Origin of the sequence: Geodermatophilus sp. YIM 151500, assembly GCF_025716945.1 — a bacterium.
In the GTDB taxonomy this organism is placed as follows: domain Bacteria; phylum Actinomycetota; class Actinomycetes; order Mycobacteriales; family Geodermatophilaceae; genus YIM-151500.
Map to the genome: position 1 here is coordinate 80,357 of NZ_JAOVZT010000007.1, position 18,038 is coordinate 98,394.

The 18,038-nt window shown below is 76.5% G+C and carries 19 protein-coding genes; 14 read left to right on the plus strand and 5 right to left on the minus strand.

The features are described 5' to 3' along the window. Positions 1-74: 74 nt before the first annotated feature. Positions 75-683, plus strand: coding sequence for an NADPH-dependent F420 reductase (locus OF117_RS13425; protein WP_263553349.1), 609 nt, complete (start codon positions 75-77; stop codon positions 681-683). A 17-nt stretch (positions 684-700) separates the two neighbouring features. Here OF117_RS13425 and OF117_RS13430 read toward each other — a convergent pair whose 3' ends face one another. Beyond that, entirely contained in the window at positions 701-1,378 is a 678-nt protein-coding gene (locus OF117_RS13430; RefSeq protein ID WP_263553350.1) for a TetR/AcrR family transcriptional regulator, read from the minus strand. A gap of 137 nt (positions 1,379-1,515) precedes the next feature. Here OF117_RS13430 and OF117_RS13435 point away from each other — a divergent pair, with 137 nt between their 5' ends. The 3 genes from OF117_RS13435 to OF117_RS13445 all read left to right on the plus strand — a co-directional run bounded on the left by OF117_RS13435 (position 1,516) and on the right by OF117_RS13445 (position 4,802). Then, a complete protein-coding gene (locus OF117_RS13435) occupies positions 1,516-2,454 on the plus strand; it encodes an NAD-dependent epimerase/dehydratase family protein (RefSeq protein ID WP_263553351.1) in 939 nt (312 codons plus the stop codon). 126 nt (positions 2,455-2,580) lie between these two features. Next, the gene (locus OF117_RS13440; protein ID WP_263553352.1) at positions 2,581-3,114 is read left to right on the plus strand and encodes an FABP family protein; all 534 of its coding nucleotides are present in this window, start codon (positions 2,581-2,583) and stop codon (positions 3,112-3,114) included. Beyond that, positions 3,111-4,802, plus strand: a complete 1,692-nt coding sequence (locus OF117_RS13445; protein WP_263553353.1) for a DUF885 domain-containing protein — start codon at positions 3,111-3,113, stop codon at positions 4,800-4,802. Before OF117_RS13440 ends, OF117_RS13445 begins: the two co-directional genes overlap by 4 nt. A gap of 55 nt (positions 4,803-4,857) precedes the next feature. Here OF117_RS13445 and OF117_RS13450 read toward each other — a convergent pair whose 3' ends face one another. Further along, positions 4,858-5,442 (minus strand): hypothetical protein, encoded by a 585-nt coding sequence (locus OF117_RS13450; RefSeq protein WP_263553354.1) that lies wholly within the window; start codon positions 5,440-5,442, stop codon positions 4,858-4,860. A gap of 97 nt (positions 5,443-5,539) precedes the next feature. On the opposite strand from OF117_RS13450, the gene OF117_RS13455 reads away from it, so the two are divergent. Together OF117_RS13455 and OF117_RS13460 are read left to right on the plus strand one after the other, a co-directional pair. Further along, positions 5,540-7,909: an MMPL family transporter gene (locus OF117_RS13455; protein WP_263553355.1), complete on the plus strand. Its 2,370-nt coding sequence runs from the start codon at positions 5,540-5,542 to the stop codon at positions 7,907-7,909. After that, positions 7,906-8,673 (plus strand): DUF2993 domain-containing protein, encoded by a 768-nt coding sequence (locus OF117_RS13460; protein ID WP_263553356.1) that lies wholly within the window; start codon positions 7,906-7,908, stop codon positions 8,671-8,673. Before OF117_RS13455 ends, OF117_RS13460 begins: the two co-directional genes overlap by 4 nt. A gap of 36 nt (positions 8,674-8,709) precedes the next feature. On the opposite strand, the gene OF117_RS13465 is transcribed toward OF117_RS13460, so the two are convergent. From OF117_RS13465 to OF117_RS13475, 3 genes are all read right to left on the minus strand, one after another. Then, the gene (locus tag OF117_RS13465; RefSeq protein ID WP_263553357.1) at positions 8,710-9,432 is read right to left on the minus strand and encodes a hypothetical protein; all 723 of its coding nucleotides are present in this window, start codon (positions 9,430-9,432) and stop codon (positions 8,710-8,712) included. Between the two features lie 323 nt (positions 9,433-9,755). Next, on the minus strand, positions 9,756-11,063 hold the full coding sequence (gene nhaA, locus OF117_RS13470) for a Na+/H+ antiporter NhaA (RefSeq protein WP_263553358.1): 1,308 nt from the start codon (positions 11,061-11,063) through the stop codon (positions 9,756-9,758). Between the two features lie 70 nt (positions 11,064-11,133). Further along, positions 11,134-11,982, minus strand: a complete 849-nt coding sequence (locus tag OF117_RS13475) for an aminotransferase class IV (RefSeq protein ID WP_263553359.1) — start codon at positions 11,980-11,982, stop codon at positions 11,134-11,136. A gap of 130 nt (positions 11,983-12,112) precedes the next feature. Here OF117_RS13475 and OF117_RS13480 point away from each other — a divergent pair, with 130 nt between their 5' ends. From OF117_RS13480 to OF117_RS13515, 8 genes are all read left to right on the plus strand, one after another. Continuing rightward, complete coding sequence (locus OF117_RS13480) at positions 12,113-12,574, plus strand: Fur family transcriptional regulator (RefSeq protein ID WP_263553360.1); 462 nt, start codon at positions 12,113-12,115, stop codon at positions 12,572-12,574. After that, a complete protein-coding gene (locus tag OF117_RS13485; protein ID WP_263553361.1) occupies positions 12,571-13,671 on the plus strand; it encodes a YgfZ/GcvT domain-containing protein in 1,101 nt (366 codons plus the stop codon). The genes OF117_RS13480 and OF117_RS13485 overlap by 4 nt, the downstream gene beginning before the upstream one ends. 19 nt (positions 13,672-13,690) lie before the next feature. Then, positions 13,691-14,542 carry a 3-keto-5-aminohexanoate cleavage protein gene (locus OF117_RS13490; RefSeq protein ID WP_263553362.1) on the plus strand — a complete coding sequence of 284 codons (852 nt, stop codon included), beginning with the start codon at positions 13,691-13,693 and terminating at the stop codon, positions 14,540-14,542. Then, positions 14,539-15,093 (plus strand): aerial mycelium formation protein, encoded by a 555-nt coding sequence (locus OF117_RS13495; RefSeq protein WP_263553363.1) that lies wholly within the window; start codon positions 14,539-14,541, stop codon positions 15,091-15,093. Before OF117_RS13490 ends, OF117_RS13495 begins: the two co-directional genes overlap by 4 nt. Positions 15,094-15,181: 88 nt before the next feature. Further along, the gene (locus tag OF117_RS13500; protein ID WP_263553364.1) at positions 15,182-16,180 is read left to right on the plus strand and encodes an asparaginase; all 999 of its coding nucleotides are present in this window, start codon (positions 15,182-15,184) and stop codon (positions 16,178-16,180) included. A 97-nt stretch (positions 16,181-16,277) separates the two neighbouring features. Further along, positions 16,278-16,802 carry a helix-turn-helix domain-containing protein gene (locus OF117_RS13505; RefSeq protein ID WP_263553365.1) on the plus strand — a complete coding sequence of 175 codons (525 nt, stop codon included), beginning with the start codon at positions 16,278-16,280 and terminating at the stop codon, positions 16,800-16,802. Further along, a complete protein-coding gene (locus OF117_RS13510; RefSeq protein WP_263553366.1) occupies positions 16,799-17,563 on the plus strand; it encodes a hypothetical protein in 765 nt (254 codons plus the stop codon). The genes OF117_RS13505 and OF117_RS13510 overlap by 4 nt, the downstream gene beginning before the upstream one ends. Positions 17,564-17,708: 145 nt before the next feature. After that, positions 17,709-17,999 (plus strand): DUF2516 family protein, encoded by a 291-nt coding sequence (locus OF117_RS13515; protein ID WP_263553367.1) that lies wholly within the window; start codon positions 17,709-17,711, stop codon positions 17,997-17,999. The last annotated feature ends 39 nt before the right edge of the window (positions 18,000-18,038 follow it).

Sequence of the window (18,038 nt, forward strand, 5' to 3'; positions counted from 1 at the left end):
CCAGGCCCTCACCACAGCGCCCGTCCCCTTTCGCGGGGGCGGGCGCTGTGCTGTGCTTCGGCGGGGGTGGGGCCGTGCGCATCGGCATCGTCGGCAGCGGGCAGGTCGCGCGGGCGCTGGCGCGGGGGTACGCCGCCCACGGCCACCGGATCCGGCTGGGCACCCGGCAGGCGGAGGTCGAGGGCCTGCCGGTCGGCTCGCCGGCCGAGGCCGTGCGGGACGCCGACCTCGTCGTCCTCGCGGTGCGCGGGACCGTGGCCGTCGACCTGGTGACCTCGCTGGCCGAGGCGCTCGAGGGCCGCGTGCTGGTCGATGCGACCAATCCGCTCGAGGGGTCGACCGGTGTCCCGCGGCTGTTCGTCGGGCACACCGATTCGCTCGGCGAGCGGGTGCAGCGGGCGGCCCCGCGCGCCCGCGTGGTCAAGGCCTACAACATCGTCGGCAACGCGCTGATGGTCGATCCGCAGCTGCCCGGCGGCCCCCCGACGATGTTCATCGCCGGGGACGACGACGCCGCGAAGGCGACGGTCACCGGGCTGCTGCAGGAGACCGGCTGGGACGTCGCCGATCTGGGCGGCATCGAGGCCAGCCGGCTGCTGGAACCGATGTGCCTGGCGTGGGTCGCCTACGGCGCCCGCACGGGCACCTGGTCGCACGCGCTCAAGCTGCTGCACGCAGACTGACGGACGGCGGACGGCGGTCAGAGCCCGAGCAGGCCCGCCAGGTCGCCCATCGCGCGGTCGAAGAAGGCGTCGGCGTCCTGCACCGACCCGACGAAGTGGCCGAACAGCTCGAAGGAGACCGTCCCGTACAGGGCGCTCCAGGCGAGCAGGGCGCGCACGCGCACGGCGTCGTCGAGGTCCGGGTGGTCGCCGCCCAGGACGGCCGCGGCCTCGGCGCTGACCACGCCCGGCAGGGCCTGTCCCGCTGCCGGCGGGAGGGTGCCGGCCCGGGCGGCGTCGCCGAGGATGCCGCCCAGCACCACGCCGACCCGGGCCGCGGCGGGCACCGTCTCCCGCGGCGCCGCGTAGCCCGGCACGGGTGTCCCGTAGAGCAGGGCGTACTCGTGCGGGTGCTCCCGCGCCCAGGCCCGGACGGCGCGGCAGACGGCCAGCCACCGCTCCCGCGGCGGTGCGCCGGGGTCGTCGGCGGCCTCGGCGGCGCCGCCCACGGCGTCGTACCCGTCGATGATCAGCCGGGTCAGCAGCTCGTCCCGGCTGGGGAAATAGCGGTACACCGCGGAGGACACCATGCCCATGTCGCGGGCGACCGCACGCAGCGACAGGGCCGCGGCGCCGACCTCGGCCAGCTGGCGCCGGGCGGCGTCGGTGATCTCGGCGGTCAGCTCGGCGCGGACGCGTTCGCGGGCGGTGGGCACCACCGCATCCTGTCATGACGAGAGCAGCGATCGCAATAGTGACGGGTGCTCTTGACAGGCTGACAGCTTCTCTGCGAGCATCGATTCTGAACGAGAGCGACGCTCTCGCATGCGGGGGTACGAGGAGGAGTTCGGCCATGGCACTGCACGTCGTCGTCGGCAAGGGCCCGGTCGGCACGACCACCGCCCGGTTGCTGGCCGAGCGCGGTCACCGCGTGCGCGTCCTGTCGCGCAGCGGAGGGCGCAGCACCGGCGCGGTCGAACACCGGCGGGTCGACGCGGCCGACGCCGCCGAGCTCACCGCCGCGGCGGAGGGCGCCGCGGCGTTGTACAACGCCGTCAACCCGGCCTACACCCGCTGGGCCGCCGACTGGCCGCCGGTCGCGCAGGCCCTGCTGGCCGCGGCCGAGCGCACCGGCGCCGTGCTCGTGACGATGTCGAACCTGTACGTCTACGGCCGACCGTCCGGCCCGATGACGCCGGAGTCGCCGCTGGCCGCCGCCGACACCAAGGGCCGGGTCCGCCGCGAGATGTGGCTGGACGCGCTCGCCGCCCACGCGGCCGGCCGCATCCGGACGACCGAGGCGCGGGCCGCCGACTTCGTCGGCCCCCAGGTGCCGCCCGCGCACTCGCACCTGGTCCGGCAGCTCGGCACGCTGCGTCGGGGCCGCCGCGCCTGGGTGATCGGCGATCCGGACGTGCCCCGCAGCTGGGCCTACCTCCCCGACGTCGCCGCCACCCTGGTCACCCTCGGCACCGACGAGCGGGCGCACGGCCGGGCCTGGCACGTGCCGGTCGACCGGCCGCGCTCCCAGCGCCAGGCGCTGGGCGACCTCGCCGCCGCGATGGGCGTGCCCGCGGTGCCGGTGAGCGGCGTGCCGTGGTCGGTGCTGCGCGCGCTGGGGCCGATCTGGCCGATGGCCCGCGAGCTCGTCGACGTCCGGCACCAGTTCGACCAGCCGTACGTCACCGACGCGACCTCGACCACGGCCACCTTCGGCCTGACGGCCACCTCCTGGGACCAGGTGGTCGCCGACACCGTGGGCGCCGCCCGCGAGCCCGATCGCAGCCGGTGACGTCCTCCGTCCTACCGTGGGCGGCATGGTCTCCGCCTGGCTGTTCGTGGTGCTCGCCGTCCTGGCGGCCCTGGCCTGCGCCGCCGGCGCGTACCGGCTGGCCCGCCGGCCGCGGGGCGTCCGCCGGTGACCGGGCCGACCGAGCTGCCCGTCCCCGACACCGTCGACGTCCGCAGCGGACCCGACGTCGCGACCGAGCTGCTGGCCCTGCTCCCGCTGCTCGGTGAGTGGCACGGGGAGGGGCAGGCGGCCGGGGCGGGCGGTGACCACCGGTTCGGCCAGTGGCTGCGCTTCAGCCACGACGGCCGGGGGTTCCTGGCCTACGAGTCGCGGACCTGGCGGCTGACCGACGACGGCGCGGTCGCGGGTGCCGACGCCCGGGAGTCCGGATTCTGGCGGCCACGCGGCGCCGACGACGTCGAGCTGCTGGTCAGCAACCCGGACGGGCTGGTCGAGCTCTACGTCGGGCGGGCCCGGACGACGACCTCCTGGGAGCTCACCAGCGACGTGATCGCCCGCACCCCCGACGCGCCCCCCGTCGACCGGGCCACGCGGCTCTACGGCATCGTCGACGGCGCGCTGATGTACGCGATCGACCGGGCCGGGGGAGACCAGCCGCTGCGCCCGACCATGTCCGCCCGCCTGGAGCGGCTGCGATGACGACGGCCGCACCCCCGACCACTCCGCGCCAGCTCGCCGACCGCTACGTCGACGCCGTCTGCGACCTCGACCCGATCGTCGCGACGTCCCTGGGGACCCGCCCCGGTGACGACCGGCTGCCCGACTGCTCGCCGGACGGCCTCGAGGCCGAGGCCGACCTGGCCCGCCGCACGCTCGCCGGGCTGGACGCGCTCGGCGCGGACGGCGATCCGGTGGAGCGGCGCTGCGCCCGGCTGCTCCGCGAGCGGCTGGGCGCCCAGCTGGCCGTGCACGAGGCCGGGGAGGGGTACCGCGCGCTGTCCAACCTGTTCAGCCCCGTGCACTCGGTGCGGCAGGTGTTCATGCTGATGCCGACCGCCACGCGCGGTGATTGGGCGGTGATCGCCCGCCGCTTGGCCCGCGTGCCGGCGGCCTACGCCGGCTACCGCGCCACGCTGGAGGAGGGCGCCCGGCGCGGGTTGTTCGCCGCGCCGCGCCAGGTCGCCGCGGTCGTCGGCCAGCTCGACGACTGGCTGGCCGGCCCCTGGTTCGCGAGCTTCGCCGCCGCCGGCCCGGACGAGCTGCGCAGCGAGCTAGACCGGGCGGCCGCGGCGGCGGACGGGGCGGTGGCCGACGTGCGCGACCACCTGCGCGACCGCTACGGGCCGCGGGCCGAGGGGACGCCGGACGCCGTGGGCCGGGACCGCTACGCGGTGGCCGCCCGCCGCTGGACCGGGTCGGACCTGGGCGCCCGCGGTGGGCTCGAGGAGGCCTACGCCTGGGGATGGGCCGAACACCGGCGGCTCCTGGCCGAGCAGCGGGCCGCCGCCGAGCAGGTGCTGCCCGGCGCGACGCCGCTGGAGGCGATGCGCTGGCTCGACGTGCACGGCGAGGCGGTCGAGGGCGTCGAGGCCGTCCGGCGGCGGCTGCAGGCGCTGATGGACGACACGATCGACGCCGTCGACGGCACCCACTTCGACCTGGCCGGGCCGGTGCGCCGGGTCGAGGCGATGATCGCGCCCGAAGGCAGCGCCGCGGCGCCGTACTACTCGCGGCCCGCGCAGGACTTCTCCCGGCCCGGCCGCACCTGGCTGCCCACGCTCGGCCGCACCCGCTTCCCGCTGTGGGACCTGGTCTCCACCTGGTACCACGAGGGCGTCCCCGGCCACCACCTGCAGCTGGCCCAGTGGGCCTACGTCTCCGGGCAGCTGTCGACGTACCAGGCCTCGCTGGGCTCGGTGGGCGCGAACGTCGAGGGCTGGGCCCTCTACGCCGAGCGGCTGATGGACGAACTGGGCTACTTCACCGATCCCGGGGAGCGGCTGGGCTACCTCGACGCCCAGCAGATGCGGGCCGTGCGCGTGGTGGTCGACATCGGCATGCACCTGGGCCTGCCGGTACCCGACGACGCCCAGGGGGCCGTCGCCGACGCCCGCGGCCGGCCGTGGACGCCGCAGCTCGCCCGGGCCTTCTTCGGCGAGAACTGCGGACGGGGCGCGGCCTTCCTCGACAGCGAGCTGGTCCGCTACCTCGGCATCCCGGGGCAGGCGATCAGCTACAAGCTCGGCGAGCGCGCCTGGCTGACCGGTCGGGAGGCCGCCCGCCGCAACCGCGGCGCCGGCTTCGACCTGCGGGCGTGGCACATGGCGGCGCTCTCCCAGGGGTCGCTCGGCCTGGACGACCTGGCCGACGAGCTCGCGCAGCTGTAGCCGGCCGGTCCGACCGGCGGACCCGCCGACGGGTCCGCCGGGGGAGTGGTCGCGCTCAGCCGGTCGGCGACCCGGTCGCCGACCGGGACGGCGTGGTCGCGTCCGTGCCGCCGGTGTCGTCGTCCGTGCCGGTGGCGGGCGTGTCGGTGGCGGGCGTGTCGGTGGGCAGCGGCCGCCCCGGGGCGACGTCGCTGGGCGGAGCGGCACCCGGCCCGACCTCGGTGGACACCCGGCAGGCGTCCAAGCCCGTCTCGAGGCGGTCCTGCAGCGGGATGAGCCGCCGCACCACCTCGTCGAGCGCGGCGGCGTCGAGGTCGGCGGCGGCCCGCCCGAGGTCGTCGAGGACCAGGAAGGTGTCCTGCGCGGCGTTCACCGCGCCCAGGCAGGGACCGTTCACGACGAACTGCGCCGACGCCCCCTCCGGGGGCAGCGCCCCGCCGGGCACGCCGCCCTCGCCCGCGCCGCCGGGGCCGGCCTCCACCACGACCGGCCCGGCCGACAGCAGGCCGACGGCCAGCCCACCGGCCACCAGCCCGGCCACGAAGACGACCGCGGCGAGCAGCCCGGCCCGGACCGGGCCGAGGCCCCGCCCGCGCGCGGCCGGTGGCGCCTGTCCGGTCTGGTCAGCCGTCCGGGCCATCGTCGTCCTCCCTGCGCGCGCTGCCGACCGGTCCTAGTCTTCGCCACAGGGCGGTGCCCGGCGAGCGGGGACCCGACCGGCGGACGGGGGTGGCGCGGTGCCCCGGCGCTCCCCGCTGCGGAGCGTGGTGGCGCTGCCGCGCGGCCTGCTGCGGGGGGCGGCCCGCGCGTTCCGGGCCCTCGTCGTCTCGGGGCGCTGGCTGGTGGTCGCCGTCTGGCTGGGGGGAGCGGTCTTCGCCGTCCTCAACCCCGTGCCCGGTGACAGCGGCGGCTCCGGCGACCTGAGCAGCCTGCTGCCGCCCGGGAGCGAGGCCGTGGAGGTGCAGCAGCGCTCGCTGGAGCTCTTCCAGGTGCCGGTGCTGTCCGACACCTCGGTGGTCGTGCACGACCCCGGCGGCCTGTCGGTGCTCACCCGCGCCGACGTGACCCTGCGGGCGCTGGCCCAGACGCAGGCCTACCTCCGCGGTGACATCCCGCGGCAGCGCGGCGAGATCATCGGCGCCGTCCCCGTGCCCACGTCGACGAGCGAGACGGCCGTCACCTACCTCTACATCTCGCCGTACACGTCGCTGGCGAACACCGCGGCACTGGGCCGGCAGTACGCCACGCACTTCGAGAGCCTGCGCGGTGTCGACACCTACGTGACCGGGGTGGTCCCCGCCCAGGTCCAGCAGGCCTACCACCTGGAGCAGCGGCTGCGGCTGTTCGAGATCGCCACCCTGGTGCTCATCACGGTGATCGTCGCGATCACGTTCCGGTCGGTGGTGGCCCCGCTGGTCGTGCTGTTCACCGCGACGCTGGGCTACTTCGTCGCGACCTGGGTGCTCGGCCAGCTCGCCGCCGTCTACGGCTTCGCCCTGCCCGAGCAGCTGCAGCCGCTCCTGGCCGCGCTGCTCATCGGCGTGGTCACCGACTACTGCGTGCTGTTCTTCTCCGGCTTTCGCCGGCAGCTGGGCCGGGGCCTGGACCGGCGCGAGGCGGCCCGGCGGACGGTGCTCACCGAGGGCCCGATCGTGGCCGTCGCCGGGCTCACCGTGGCCGGCGGGACCGCGGCGCTGCTGGCCGCCAACTTCGAGCTGTTCCGCGCCTTCGGGCCGGCGCTGGCGCTGACCGTCGTCGTCGGCGTCGTGGTCTCGGTGACCCTCGTCCCGGCGGTCATGGCCATCCTCGGATCGCGGCTGTTCTTCTCGCCGGGCGGCCGCGACGTCGCCACGCCGGCGGGCCGCGGCCCGAGCCGGGCCACCCGCTGGCTCGCCCGGGTCGTGTCCCGCAAGGCCGGCGCCGCGGTGGCCCTGCTGTTCAGCCTGGCGCTGCTGGTGCCGGCCGCGCTGCCGCTCCTGGAGATGCGCATCGACGTCTCGTTCACCTCCGAGCTGCCCGACGACGACCCGGTGCTGCGGGGGGCGCGGGTGCTCGACGAGTCCGGCGTCCGGGGGGTGGTGGCGCCGACGGAGGTGATCGTCGAGGGCCGGGACCTCTTCGCCCAGCGCCCGGAGCTGGAGGTGCTGCAGGGGCTGCTCGCCGCCCTGCCCGGGGTGGCCGAGGTGATCGGGCCGGCGCAGAACCCGTTCGAGGACCGCTACGGCATCGTCTTCTCCCGCGACGGCGACGCGGCCCGCTTCGTGGTGATCTTCGACAGCGATCCGCTGGGCGCGCCGGCCATCGAGGACTACCAGCGGCTGCGGAGCTCGCTCGACGGCCTGCTGGACGCGGCCGGCCTGGAGGGTGCCACGGCCGCCGCCACCGGGCAGACCGCGATCGCCTCGGAGCTGGCCGACCTCACCCGCGAGAACCTCTGGCTCACGCTGCTGGCCGCGCTGGTCGTCGAGCTGGTGATCCTCGCCGTCTACCTGCGGGCGCTCGTCGCGCCGCTGTTCCTGCTGGCGTCCAGCGCCCTGGGGGTCGCCGCCTCGCTGGGGCTCACGGTCGTGCTCTTCCAGGGCGTGCTCAGCAACCCGGGGCTGATCTTCTTCGCGCCGTTCACCACGGCGGTGCTGCTGCTCGCCCTCGGTTCGGACTACAACGTGTTCGCCGTCGGCTCGATCTGGGACGAGGCCCGGCGCCGGCCGCTCAGCGAGGCCATCGCGGTGGCCATGCCCAACACCGCCCGCGCCATCAGCGCGGCCGGGGTCATCCTGGCCGCGACCTTCGCGATGGTCGCCATCATCCCGCTTGGCCTGTTCCGCCAGATCGCGTTCACCATGGCCGTGGGCCTGCTGCTCGACACCTTCCTCATCCGCCCGGTGCTGACCCCTGCCCTGCTCACCCTGCTCGGGCGGACGTCCAGCTGGCCGAGCCGGCGGATCCGCGTCCGCCGCGGCCCGGTCTCCGCCGAGGAGCAGGCCCGCCTCATGGCGGCCCCGGGCGGCGGCGCCGCGTTCGGCCGGGACGCAGCGGCCCCGGACGCCGGCGGGGAGGCCCCGGAGGGTGACCGGCAGGTCGCGGCGGCGGGCGGGCAGACCCGGTGACGGCGGGCCCCGCCCCCGCTCCTCACGCGTCGCCGGCGCGGCGCTCGCGGGTCCGCGTCGCCGTCCTCCTGGTCAGCGCCGTCATCGGGGTCGCGGTGCTGCTCTGGGGCGGCGACCGGCTGGCCCGCGACGTGGCCGAACGGCTGGTGGCGCGGGAGGTGCAGCGGGTCACCGGCACCTTCGCCACACCGCAGGTGCAGGTGCACGGTGCGTCGTTCCTGCTGCAGGCGGTGCGCGGCCGGTACGACCGGGTCGACGTCACGGCGCGGGGCCTGTCGAGCGGGGCGCTGCGGCTGGACCGGGTGGAGGCGACGCTGACCGGCGTCCGGGTGCCCTTCCGCGACCTGCTGCTGCGCGACCCCGACGTCCTGGTCGTCGAGGAGACGGTGGAGCGCGCGCTGCTGAGCTACCCCGATCTCAACCGCTACCTGCAGTTCACCAGCCGCCCGTACACGGTGCGCCCCGCGGACGACCCCGCGGAGGTGGAGATCACCGGCACGGTGCAGGTCCTCGGGCGGAACTACGACGCCACGGTCGATGCCGGGCTCGGCGCCGAGGGCGGCGCGCTGACCGTCACGCCCAGCCGGGTCGACACCGGATCCGACCTCGACGCGGCCGCCGAGCTGCTGCTCGGCGAGCGCTTCACGTTCCTCGTGCCGCTGGACCCGCTGCCGTTCGGCCAGGTGGTCACCGACGTGGCCGTCGAGGAGGATGGCGTCCTGGTCCGCGCGGCCGGCGAGGACGTCGTCGTCGAGCTGCCCTGACCCGCCGCCGCGTCGGTGACGGCCTTCACCGACGGGTCAGGGGGGTGGGGGGTTGACCGGGTCGCGGTCCCACGCGGTCGAGTCGTCGGGCCGGGCGGGCAGCGCCTCCAGAGCGGGCTCGGCGAGCACGGCGGCGATGCACGCGGCGGTGCCCCCGACGTAGGTGCTCATGCAGTCGAGGTCGGTGACGACGCACCAGGCCCGGTCGGCCGGCCACCACAGGTTCGCGCTCTGCTCGTGCGGCTCGGGGGCGAGATTGCGGACGGCGTCGCGCACGCTGCCGCGGACCAGGACGGCGTCGCGCCCGCCGGCCAGCGCCAGCTGCGGGGCGCCGGCGAGGTCGGGCCCGTCGTAGGCGGAGCCGGACCGGCCGAACCAGCAGTGCTCCGGCGTGGTGGTGCGACCGGCGAGCACCGACGCCAGCGCGGCGGCCGCCTCGACGGGGAGGTGGCCCTCGGCCGGCGCGCCGTCCCACACCGGGGGCTGGCTGTCCGACGAGAGGTACTCGAGTCCGCCGGTCAGCGCCGCCCACTGCGCCTGCGGGTGGACGACGGTGCCGTTGTGGGCCGCGACGTCGGCCCAGCGGACGGGCAGGTCGTCGTCCCCGGCGTAGCGGTAGGCGGGGTGCAGCACCCGGGCGTAGGCCTCGAAGACGGACGGGACCAGGCCGGCGACGGTGCCGGGGCGCCCGGTGCGGCCGTCGGCGATCCAGACGCCGGGGGAGACGTCGTCCTCGACGGGGAGGCCGCCCAGGTGCACGGCACCTCCCCGGAGAACGGACAACCCCCGGGCTGCTCCGCGGCGCCCTGCCCCGAGGTCGGGGGAGCTGCACGCGGGCCGGCTGGACAAATGCCGGCGGCCCGGGGGTCGGGTGACTGTCCGGTTCTCGCTCGCCGCCGTACGACGGACGGGCGATCTGCCGTCGTCCAGGTCATCAGACGACCTGGACGGGCGGCCCATCTGGACGGCGGCTAGCGGACAGCCACCTCACGAGTCCGATAAGCGTGCAAAGTTCGGACCACCTCCTCTCTCGTGTACCGCGACCGTACGTCCCCCGGACGGAGGACGGCAACGCGACACGTTCAGCCGTCGGCGGACGGCCGCTGGTACACGTCGGGGATGTCGTCGCGGTTGGCGTCGATCTGCTCCTCCTCCCAGATGAGCCGGTAGCGCCGGTTGCGGAGCCGCAGCAGGACGGTGGCGACCAGGGCGGCCAGCAGCGTGCCGGTCAGGATGCCCACCTTGGCGACCTCGTCGGCCTCCGAGCCCGCGCCGAAGGCGAGCTCGGCGATGAGCAGCGAGACGGTGAACCCGATGCCGCCGAGCAGCGACAGGCCCAGCACGTCGGGCCAGCCCAGCTCCGGGTTGAGCTCGGCGCGGGTGAACCGCTGCACCAGCCAGGTGGCGCCGCAGATGCCGATCGCCTTGCCGACGACGAGCCCGACCATGATCCCGACGGCGATGCTGTCCGACAGCGCCGTCCCGAGGCCGGACAGGCCGCCCACGGTGACCCCGGCGGAGAAGAACGCGAACACCGGCACGGCGAAGCCCGCCGAGACCGGCCGGATGCGGTGCTCGAAGTGCTCGGCCAGGCCCTTGCCCTCGCCGCCGTCGCGGCGCCGGACGGGCACGGTGAAGGCGAGCAGGACGCCGGCGACCGTGGCGTGCACGCCCGACTCGTGCATGAGCACCCAGGTGACCACCGCCAGCGGGATCAGCAGCCACCAGTGGCGGACCCGCTTCTGCACCAGGAACCCGAAGAGGGCCAGGGGCACGAGGGTGAGCAGCAGCGGGACGACCGACAGCTCCGACGTGTAGAAGATCGCGATCACCACGATCGCGAGCAGGTCGTCGACCACGGCGAGGGTGAGCAGGAAGATGCGCAGCGCGGCCGGCAGGTGCGTGCTGACCACGGCGAGGACGGCGAGGGCGAAGGCGATGTCGGTCGCCGAGGGGATCGCCCAGCCGGCGAGGACGCCCTCCCGCTCGCTGCCCAGGTTGATCGCCGTGTAGAAGATCGCCGGCGCGACCATGCCGCCGACCGCGGCGGCGATGGGCAGCGCCGCCTTGCGCGGATCGCGGAGGTCACCGGCGACGAACTCGCGCTTGAGCTCCAGGCCGGCGACGAAGAAGAAGATGGCGAGCAGCCCGTCGGCGGCCCAGGTGGCCAGCGACAGGTCCAGGTGCAGCGCCGCCGGCCCGATCCGCACCTCGCGCAGCGCGTCGTACGCCCCGGACCACGGGGAGTTGGCCCAGACCAGCGCGATCACCGCGCCGGCGATGAGGAGGGTCCCGCCGACCGTCTCCTGCCGGAGGATGTCGGCGATGCGCCGGGTCTCGGTCCACGACCCGCGGCCGAGCAGGCGGTTCGGGTACGGCGGCTTGGTCACGGGCGGCTCCGTCGTCAGGGGTCACGAAGGGGACTGCCGACCAGACTTCCCGGCGCACCTGCCGCCGAGGCTACCGGGCCAGCAGGTCGCGCACCTGCCCGGTCAGGCCGTCGTCGCCGCGGGCGACGCCGTCGAGCGTGTGCACCCGGGCGACCCCGCGGACGCCGGAGACCAGCCACACCGCGTCGGCGGCGTGCAGGTCGTCGACGGTGCCGTGAGCCACGCGCGTCGGCCGGCCGGCCTCGGCGGCGCGGGCGAACAGCCGCGCCTGCGTCGTGCCGGGGAGGATGCCGGTGTCCGGCGGTGGCGTGCGCAGCTCGCCGTCCACGGCCCAGACGACGCTGGAGGTCGGGGCCTCCAGCAGCCGGCCCTCCAGCGAGGTGAGGACGGCGTCGTCGGCGCCCAGTCCGTGCGCGTGGCGCAGCGCGGCCATGTTGACCGCGTAGGACAGCGTCTTGGCGCCGCCGAGCAGCCAGGGCGCGGTGGTCCGGAAGTCGGCCGGCACGCCGAGGCCCAGGCTGACGACGGAGATCCCCTCGGCCCGCTGGCGCAGCACCTCGGCGGGGACGGGGGAGAGCAGCGCGAGCGCCGTCGGGGGCGTGCCGTCGCCGAGGCCCCGGGTCAGGAACAGCCGGACGACGCCCTCCGTGCCGGCGTCCCACCCGGCGAGGACGGCGTCGACGAGCGCCCGCCAGGCCGGCTCACCGGGGTCGGTCAGCGCGAGGGCGGCGGCCGAGCGCGCCAGCCGGGCCAGGTGCGCGGCCAGGTGGGGGGCCCGGCCCTCGCGGACCGACACCGACTCGAAGACGCCGTCGCCCCGGCCCAGTCCCGCGTCGAAGGCGGTGACCACCGGCCGGTCACCCGGCACGACGTCCACCCCGCCGTCGGTCCACACCGCCACCCGCCGCAGGTCCGTCACGGGCGCCAGCCTGCCGCACCGCCCGCCCCGGACGGGGAGCCGGGCACCGGGGCGGCCGCACCGCCGGGAGCCGGGACGGCGCGCTGCGCTCCACCGCCGGGCGCGCGCGGCGCGGGCATAGGCTCGGCAGGTGCGTTCCGACCCGGTGCCCGGGCCCCCGCTGGCCGAGCGGCTGCGGGCGCGCGGGATGCGGCTGACCCCGCAGCGCCAGCAGGTGCTGGCGGCCGTCGCCGCCTTGGAGCACGCCACCCCCGAGACCATCGCCGGGCGGCTGCGCGACCAGGCCGGCCCGGACGGCGCGGCGCCCGACACCTCCACCGTGTACCGCACGCTCGAGCTGCTCGAGCGGCTCGGTCTGGTGTGGCACACCCACCTCGGCAAGGGGGCGCCGGTCTATCACGCTGCCGGTCAGCGGCACCTGCACGTCGCCTGCGCCACCTGCGGCGCGGTCACCTCGGTGGACCCCACGTTGCTCGACGGCGCGGCGGAACGCCTGGCCGCCGATCTCGGTTTCACCGTCGACGTGGGGCACGTGGCGCTGTCGGGCACGTGCCGCGACTGCCGCGAGCGAGCCGGAACGGAGACTCCATGAGCACCGCCGTCCTGTCGGGCCTGCCGGGTGCGGTCGTCCCGGAGGGGGGCACCGTCGCGGCGCACCACGGCGACCCGCTGCGGGAGCAGCGGACGCTCGCCGAGGCCGCCGGGCTGGTCGACCGCAGCGACCGCGACGTGATCGCCGTCCCCGGCCCGGACCGGCTGACCTGGCTGCACAGCCTGACCACCCAGCACCTCGAGCAGCTCGCCGACGGCAGCGGGACCGAGGCGCTCGTGCTCTCGCCGCACGGGCACGTGGAGCACCACCTCGTCCTCGCCGACCTCGACGGCACCACCTGGGTCGACGTCGAGCCGGGCACCGGCGAGGGGCTGCTCGCCTTCCTCGACCGGATGCGCTTCCTGCTCCGCGTCGAGCCGGCCCTGGTCACCGCCGACCGCGCGCTGCTCACCCTCGCCGGCCCGCGGGCCGCCGCGGTCCTCGACGACGCCGGCCTGCCGGCGCCGGAGGCCGCCTGGCAGGTGGGTTCCGCACCGGGTGGCTGGGTGCGCCGCATGCCGGGGCTCGAGGACGGCGTCCCCGAGTTCGACCTGCTGGTCGCGCGCGGCGACGCCGGCGAGGCGGCCGCCCGGTTGCTGGCCGCCGGGGCCGTGCCCGCCGGGCTCGACGCCTACGAGGCGCTGCGGGTCGCCGCCCGCCGTCCGCGCGCCGGCGTGGACACCGACCACCGCACCATCCCCAACGAGCTGGGCTGGCTGCGGACCGCCGTCCACCTGGACAAGGGCTGCTACCGCGGCCAGGAGACCGTCGCCCGGGTGCACAACCTCGGCCGCCCGCCGCGCCGCCTGGTCCTCCTGCACCTCGACGGGCTGGCCGAGGAGCTGCCCGCACCGGGCACCCCGGTGCTCGCCGGCGCGCGGGAGGTGGGCCGCGCCGGCTCCGTCGTGCGCCACCACGAGCTCGGCGTGGTCGCCCTGGCGCTGGTCAAGCAGTCGGTGGCGGTCGACGCGGCGCTCACGGTCGGCGGGGCGGCCGCGGCGATCGATCCGGACGACGCGTCAGAGCGCCTGGACGACACCCGGGCGGCGGCCCGCGACCGCGTGCGGGCGGTCCGGTCTGCGACCATCCCCCGGTGAACCGAGCCAGGACCGCGCGGTGACCTCCGGCACCCTCATCACGCTCGCGCCGACCGGGGCGGAATCGGCGAAGGCGGACGTGCCCGCGCTGCCGGTGACCGTCGAGGAGGTGGTCGCCACCGCCCGGGACTGCCAGGCGCTCGGGGCCTCGGTCGTCCACCTCCACGTCCGCGACGCCGAGACCCGGCCCACGCTCGACCTCGGCCGGGTGCGCGAGGTGGTCGCCGCCGTCCGCGAGTCGACCGACCTGGTCGTGCAGCTGTCGACCGGTGGAGCGGTCACCGACCCGTACGACCAGCGGCTGGCCGTGCTCGACGCGGAGCCCGACGCCGCCTCCCTCACGCTCGGCACGGTGAACTTCGGCCGCGACGTCTTCAGCAACCCGTGGGACCTCATCGTCGAGCTGCACACGCAGATGCAGCAGCGCGGGGTCGTGCCGGAGTACGAGGTCTTCGACCTCGGCCACCTGGCCACGCTGCACCGGCTGCTGGACCGGCACGGCCCGCCGCACGGCGGGCACGTGCACGTCGACCTGGTGATGGGGGTGCCCGGCGGCATGCCCGGCACGACCCAGGCGCTGACCGCCTGCCTGCCGCAGCTGCCCGCCGGCGCCACCTTCGCCGCGACCGGGGTGGGCCGGACGTCGCTGCCGGTCATGCTCGCCGCCCTCTCGGCCGGCGGCCACCTGCGCGTGGGTATGGAGGACACGCTCACCTACGCCCCCGGCGAGCCGGTGCGCGACAACGCCCAGCTGGTCGCGCGGGCGGCCGGCCTGGCCCGCATCGCGCAGCGGCCGCCGCTGCCCCCCGCCGAGGCGCGCTCGCTGCTCGGCATCGCCGCTGCTCCGACGACCGTGGAGGCCACCCCGTGACCCCGAAGACGCCCGCCGGCGGCGCCGCCGTCGACGCCCTGCTCGAGCCCGCCTTCCTGGAGCGGGCCACGTCCGCCCCGATGACCGAGGTGCGGCGGCTGCGGCGGCAGGCCGAGCAGGAGGAGGTCAACCTCTCCTACACCCGGCGGCTGCTGCAGGGCCGGCTCGACATCGTGCGCCGCGAGCTGCAGCGCCGCGCCGAGCACGACGGCCGCTCGCTGGTCGACCTGCTGCCGGAGATCCTGGCCGAGAAGGGCCGGGGACCGGCGCACGGGCTGGGCCGGCACCAGACCGTCCAGCCGCACGCGCCCGACGAGTACGAGGCGTGGGTCAACGGCCTGGCGCCGGGCGTGGACCTGTCGGCCGTCACCGACCTGTCCGACGACAAGCTCGAACGGGCCGCCCGCGCGCTGGCCGACGCCGAGAGCGACCTGTCCGAACGGCGCCGCGGCGTCCAGCAGGTGATGGACACCCTGGCCGGCGAGCTGGCCCGCCGCTACCGCGACGGCGAGGCCGACGTCGCCGCGCTGCTCGCCGACGAGGGCCGGTGACGGAAGGCCCCCCGCCTCCCACAGCTCGCGGGCTCGCGGTGGGCCCCTGCGGCGGGGCCGGGCCCAGGGCGGCTCCGGTGGGACCTCGATGAGTGGTCGTTCGATCACGTCACCGTGGCCGGACAACCCGGTGCTCGTCGAGGTGTGGCGGTCCGGCTTCCTGGAGTCGGTGCACCGCGGCGCGCTGGTGGTGCTCGACGCCGACGGCGGCCCGCTCGCCGCGCACGGCGCGGTCGACCGCCCGGTGCTGCCGCGCTCGTCGAACAAGCCGGTGCAGGCCACCGCGCTGCTGGCGGTGGGGTGGTCGCCCCGCTCCGGCGAGGAGCTGGCCATCGGCGCCGGCTCCCACAGCGGCGAGGACGGCCACCGCGACCTCGCCGCGGCGATGCTGGCCGGGGCCGGTCTCGGGCGCGACGACCTGGGCTGCCCGCCGGCCCTGCCCATGCACGAGCCGACCTGGGCGCGCTGGCTGGCCGACGGCCGGCCGCCCGAGCGGCTGGCGATGAACTGCTCGGGCAAGCACGCGGCGATGCTGTCGGCCTGCGTGGCCGCCGGGTGGCCGACCGAGGGCTACCTCGACCGCGACCACCCGCTGCAGCTGGCGGTGGAGGCGCGGCTGGCCGAGGCGGCCGGCGAGCCGGTGACCGCGGTCGTCGTCGACGGCTGCGGTGCGCCGCAGCACGCCCTGTCGTTGACCGGCCTGGCGCGGGGCGTGCTCGGCCTGGTCGGCGCGGCCCCGGGGAGCCGCGACCGGGCGGTCGCCGACGCCATGCGCACGCACCCCTGGTTCGTCGCCGGCACCGACCGGGACGACACGGAGCTGATGCGCGCCGTCCCCGGCCTGCTGGTGAAGGGCGGTGCCGACGGCGTCCACGTCGCCGCGCTGCCTGGTGCGGGAGCGGTCGCGCTCAAGCTCGACGACGGCGGCGACCGGGGCCGCACCCCGGCGCTGGCTGCCGCGCTGCTCTCCCTCGGCGTGCCGGCCGGGGCGCTCTCCCCGTGGTCGCTCGCCCCGGTGCCCGGCGGGGACGGCGTCGTCGGGCAGGTGCGCGCGTCGGCGTCCCTGTCGGCGGCCCTGGGTCGCTGACCGGCCCGGACGCCGGTGACCGGAGTCACCGCCGGGCCGCCCCCGTGCTAGCTCCCGTGCTTGCAGGAGCTAGCACCCCGGGGTTACCGTGGATGGCGTGCACAAGCCGGGAGACTTCGTCCGTGAGCAGGTGACCGCCGCACGCGAACGCGTCGACCGCGTCGCCGGCAGCGTGGCCGGGACGGTGGCGGGAACGGTGGCCGAGTCGACCGCGGTGACCTCCTCGGTCGGCGACTTCATCCGCCAGCAGCGCAACGCCGCTCGCGTGTCGCTGCGCGAGCTGGCTCGCGCAGCGGGAGTCAGCAACCCCTACCTCTCGCAGGTCGAGCGCGGCCTGCGCAAGCCGTCGGCGGAGATCCTGGCCGCCATCGCCCGCGGGCTGTCCATCTCGGCCGAGACCCTGTACGAGCACGCGGGCATCCTCGACCGCCGCGCGGGCACCGCGGACACGGTCGCGGCCATCCGCGCCGACACCGCGCTGTCCGAGCGGCACAAGGCCGTCCTGCTCGAGCTCTACGAGACCTACGTGCGCGAGCACCGCGCCGCCGCACCGCCCCCGCCCCCGACCCCGGCCTCGCCGCAGGCCGTCCCCGACGTCCCCTCCACGAAGGAGTCCGCATGACCGCCACCCAGACCGCCAGGCACCACGGCGAGACCGTGGTGACCTCCGGCCGCACCGTCGCCGGGCAGGTCGCCGAGACCTCGAAGACCTCGCTGCTCGCCACGGTCGGCGCGGGTGACCTCGCCGTCCGCACCACCGCGGAACTGCTCGGTTCGCTCCGCGCCCGCGCCGAGGCACTGCCCGGTGAGGTCCAGGTGCAGGCCGACCTGGCCGCCAAGGAGGCGCGCGACCGCGCGGCCGCGGCTCGCGCCGCGGCGCACCAGGTGGCCGGCGCCGTCCGCCCCCAGGCGCTGGTCGGCGCGGTCACCGGCCTCGTCGGCACCGCACGCACCCAGGTCGAGGCGCTGGCCGAGCGCGGCGCCGGCGTCATCGGCGAGCTGCGCCGGGCCCCCGGCTTCCGCCGCATCGTGCGCCGCACCGAGCAGGTCGTCGACGGCGTCGAGGGCGCCGTCGAGACCACTCTCGAGGAGACCGCCGAGGTCGTCGGCGAGGCGTCCGACGAGGTGACCTCGCTGGCGCAGAAGACCGCCGCCAAGACGGCGAAGGCCACCGAGGCCGCCGAGAGCAGGACCCGCTCGGCCGCCGAGTCGACCAAGGCCACCGTCCGGGAGGCCGGCGCGCCGGCTCCGGCCCGGCGGGCGCGCACGAGCACCCCGGCGGCCAGGAAGGCCCCGGCAGGGACCACGTCGGCCCGCGTGACCCGCGCCCGCACCGCGAAGCGGACCGACCCCACCACGGTGCCGGCCAAGAAGACCGACTGACCCGGTCAGCGCACGACGCGGGCCCCGGGGCGGATCTCCGCCCCGGGGCCCGCGTGCCGTCCGCCGCCGGCCTCGCCGCACCCGGGCGGGGGAGCGGACCGCGTGGAGGCCCGATCGGGAGCCCCTCGGCGAGTACCGTGACGACATGGCCGCGTTCGACGGGTTCCTGCTCCTCCTGCTGCAGTTCGCCACGCTCGGACTCGCCGCGTGGGCACTCGTCGACGCGCTCATCCGCCCCGCCTCGGCCTACGTCGCCGCGGGGAAGCTGACCAAGCCGGCCTGGGGTGCCATCACCGGCCTGGCCCTCGTGCTGGCCTGGCTCACCCCGCCGCTGAGCTTCTTCTGGCTGCCGGCGGTGATCGGCGCGGTGGTCTACCTGGTCGACGTCCGCCCCGCCGTCCGCGGACTGCAGCGCGGCGGCAACAGCCCCTGGTGAGCCCCTGGTGACCAGCGGCCCCTGGTGAGCGGGCGGCCG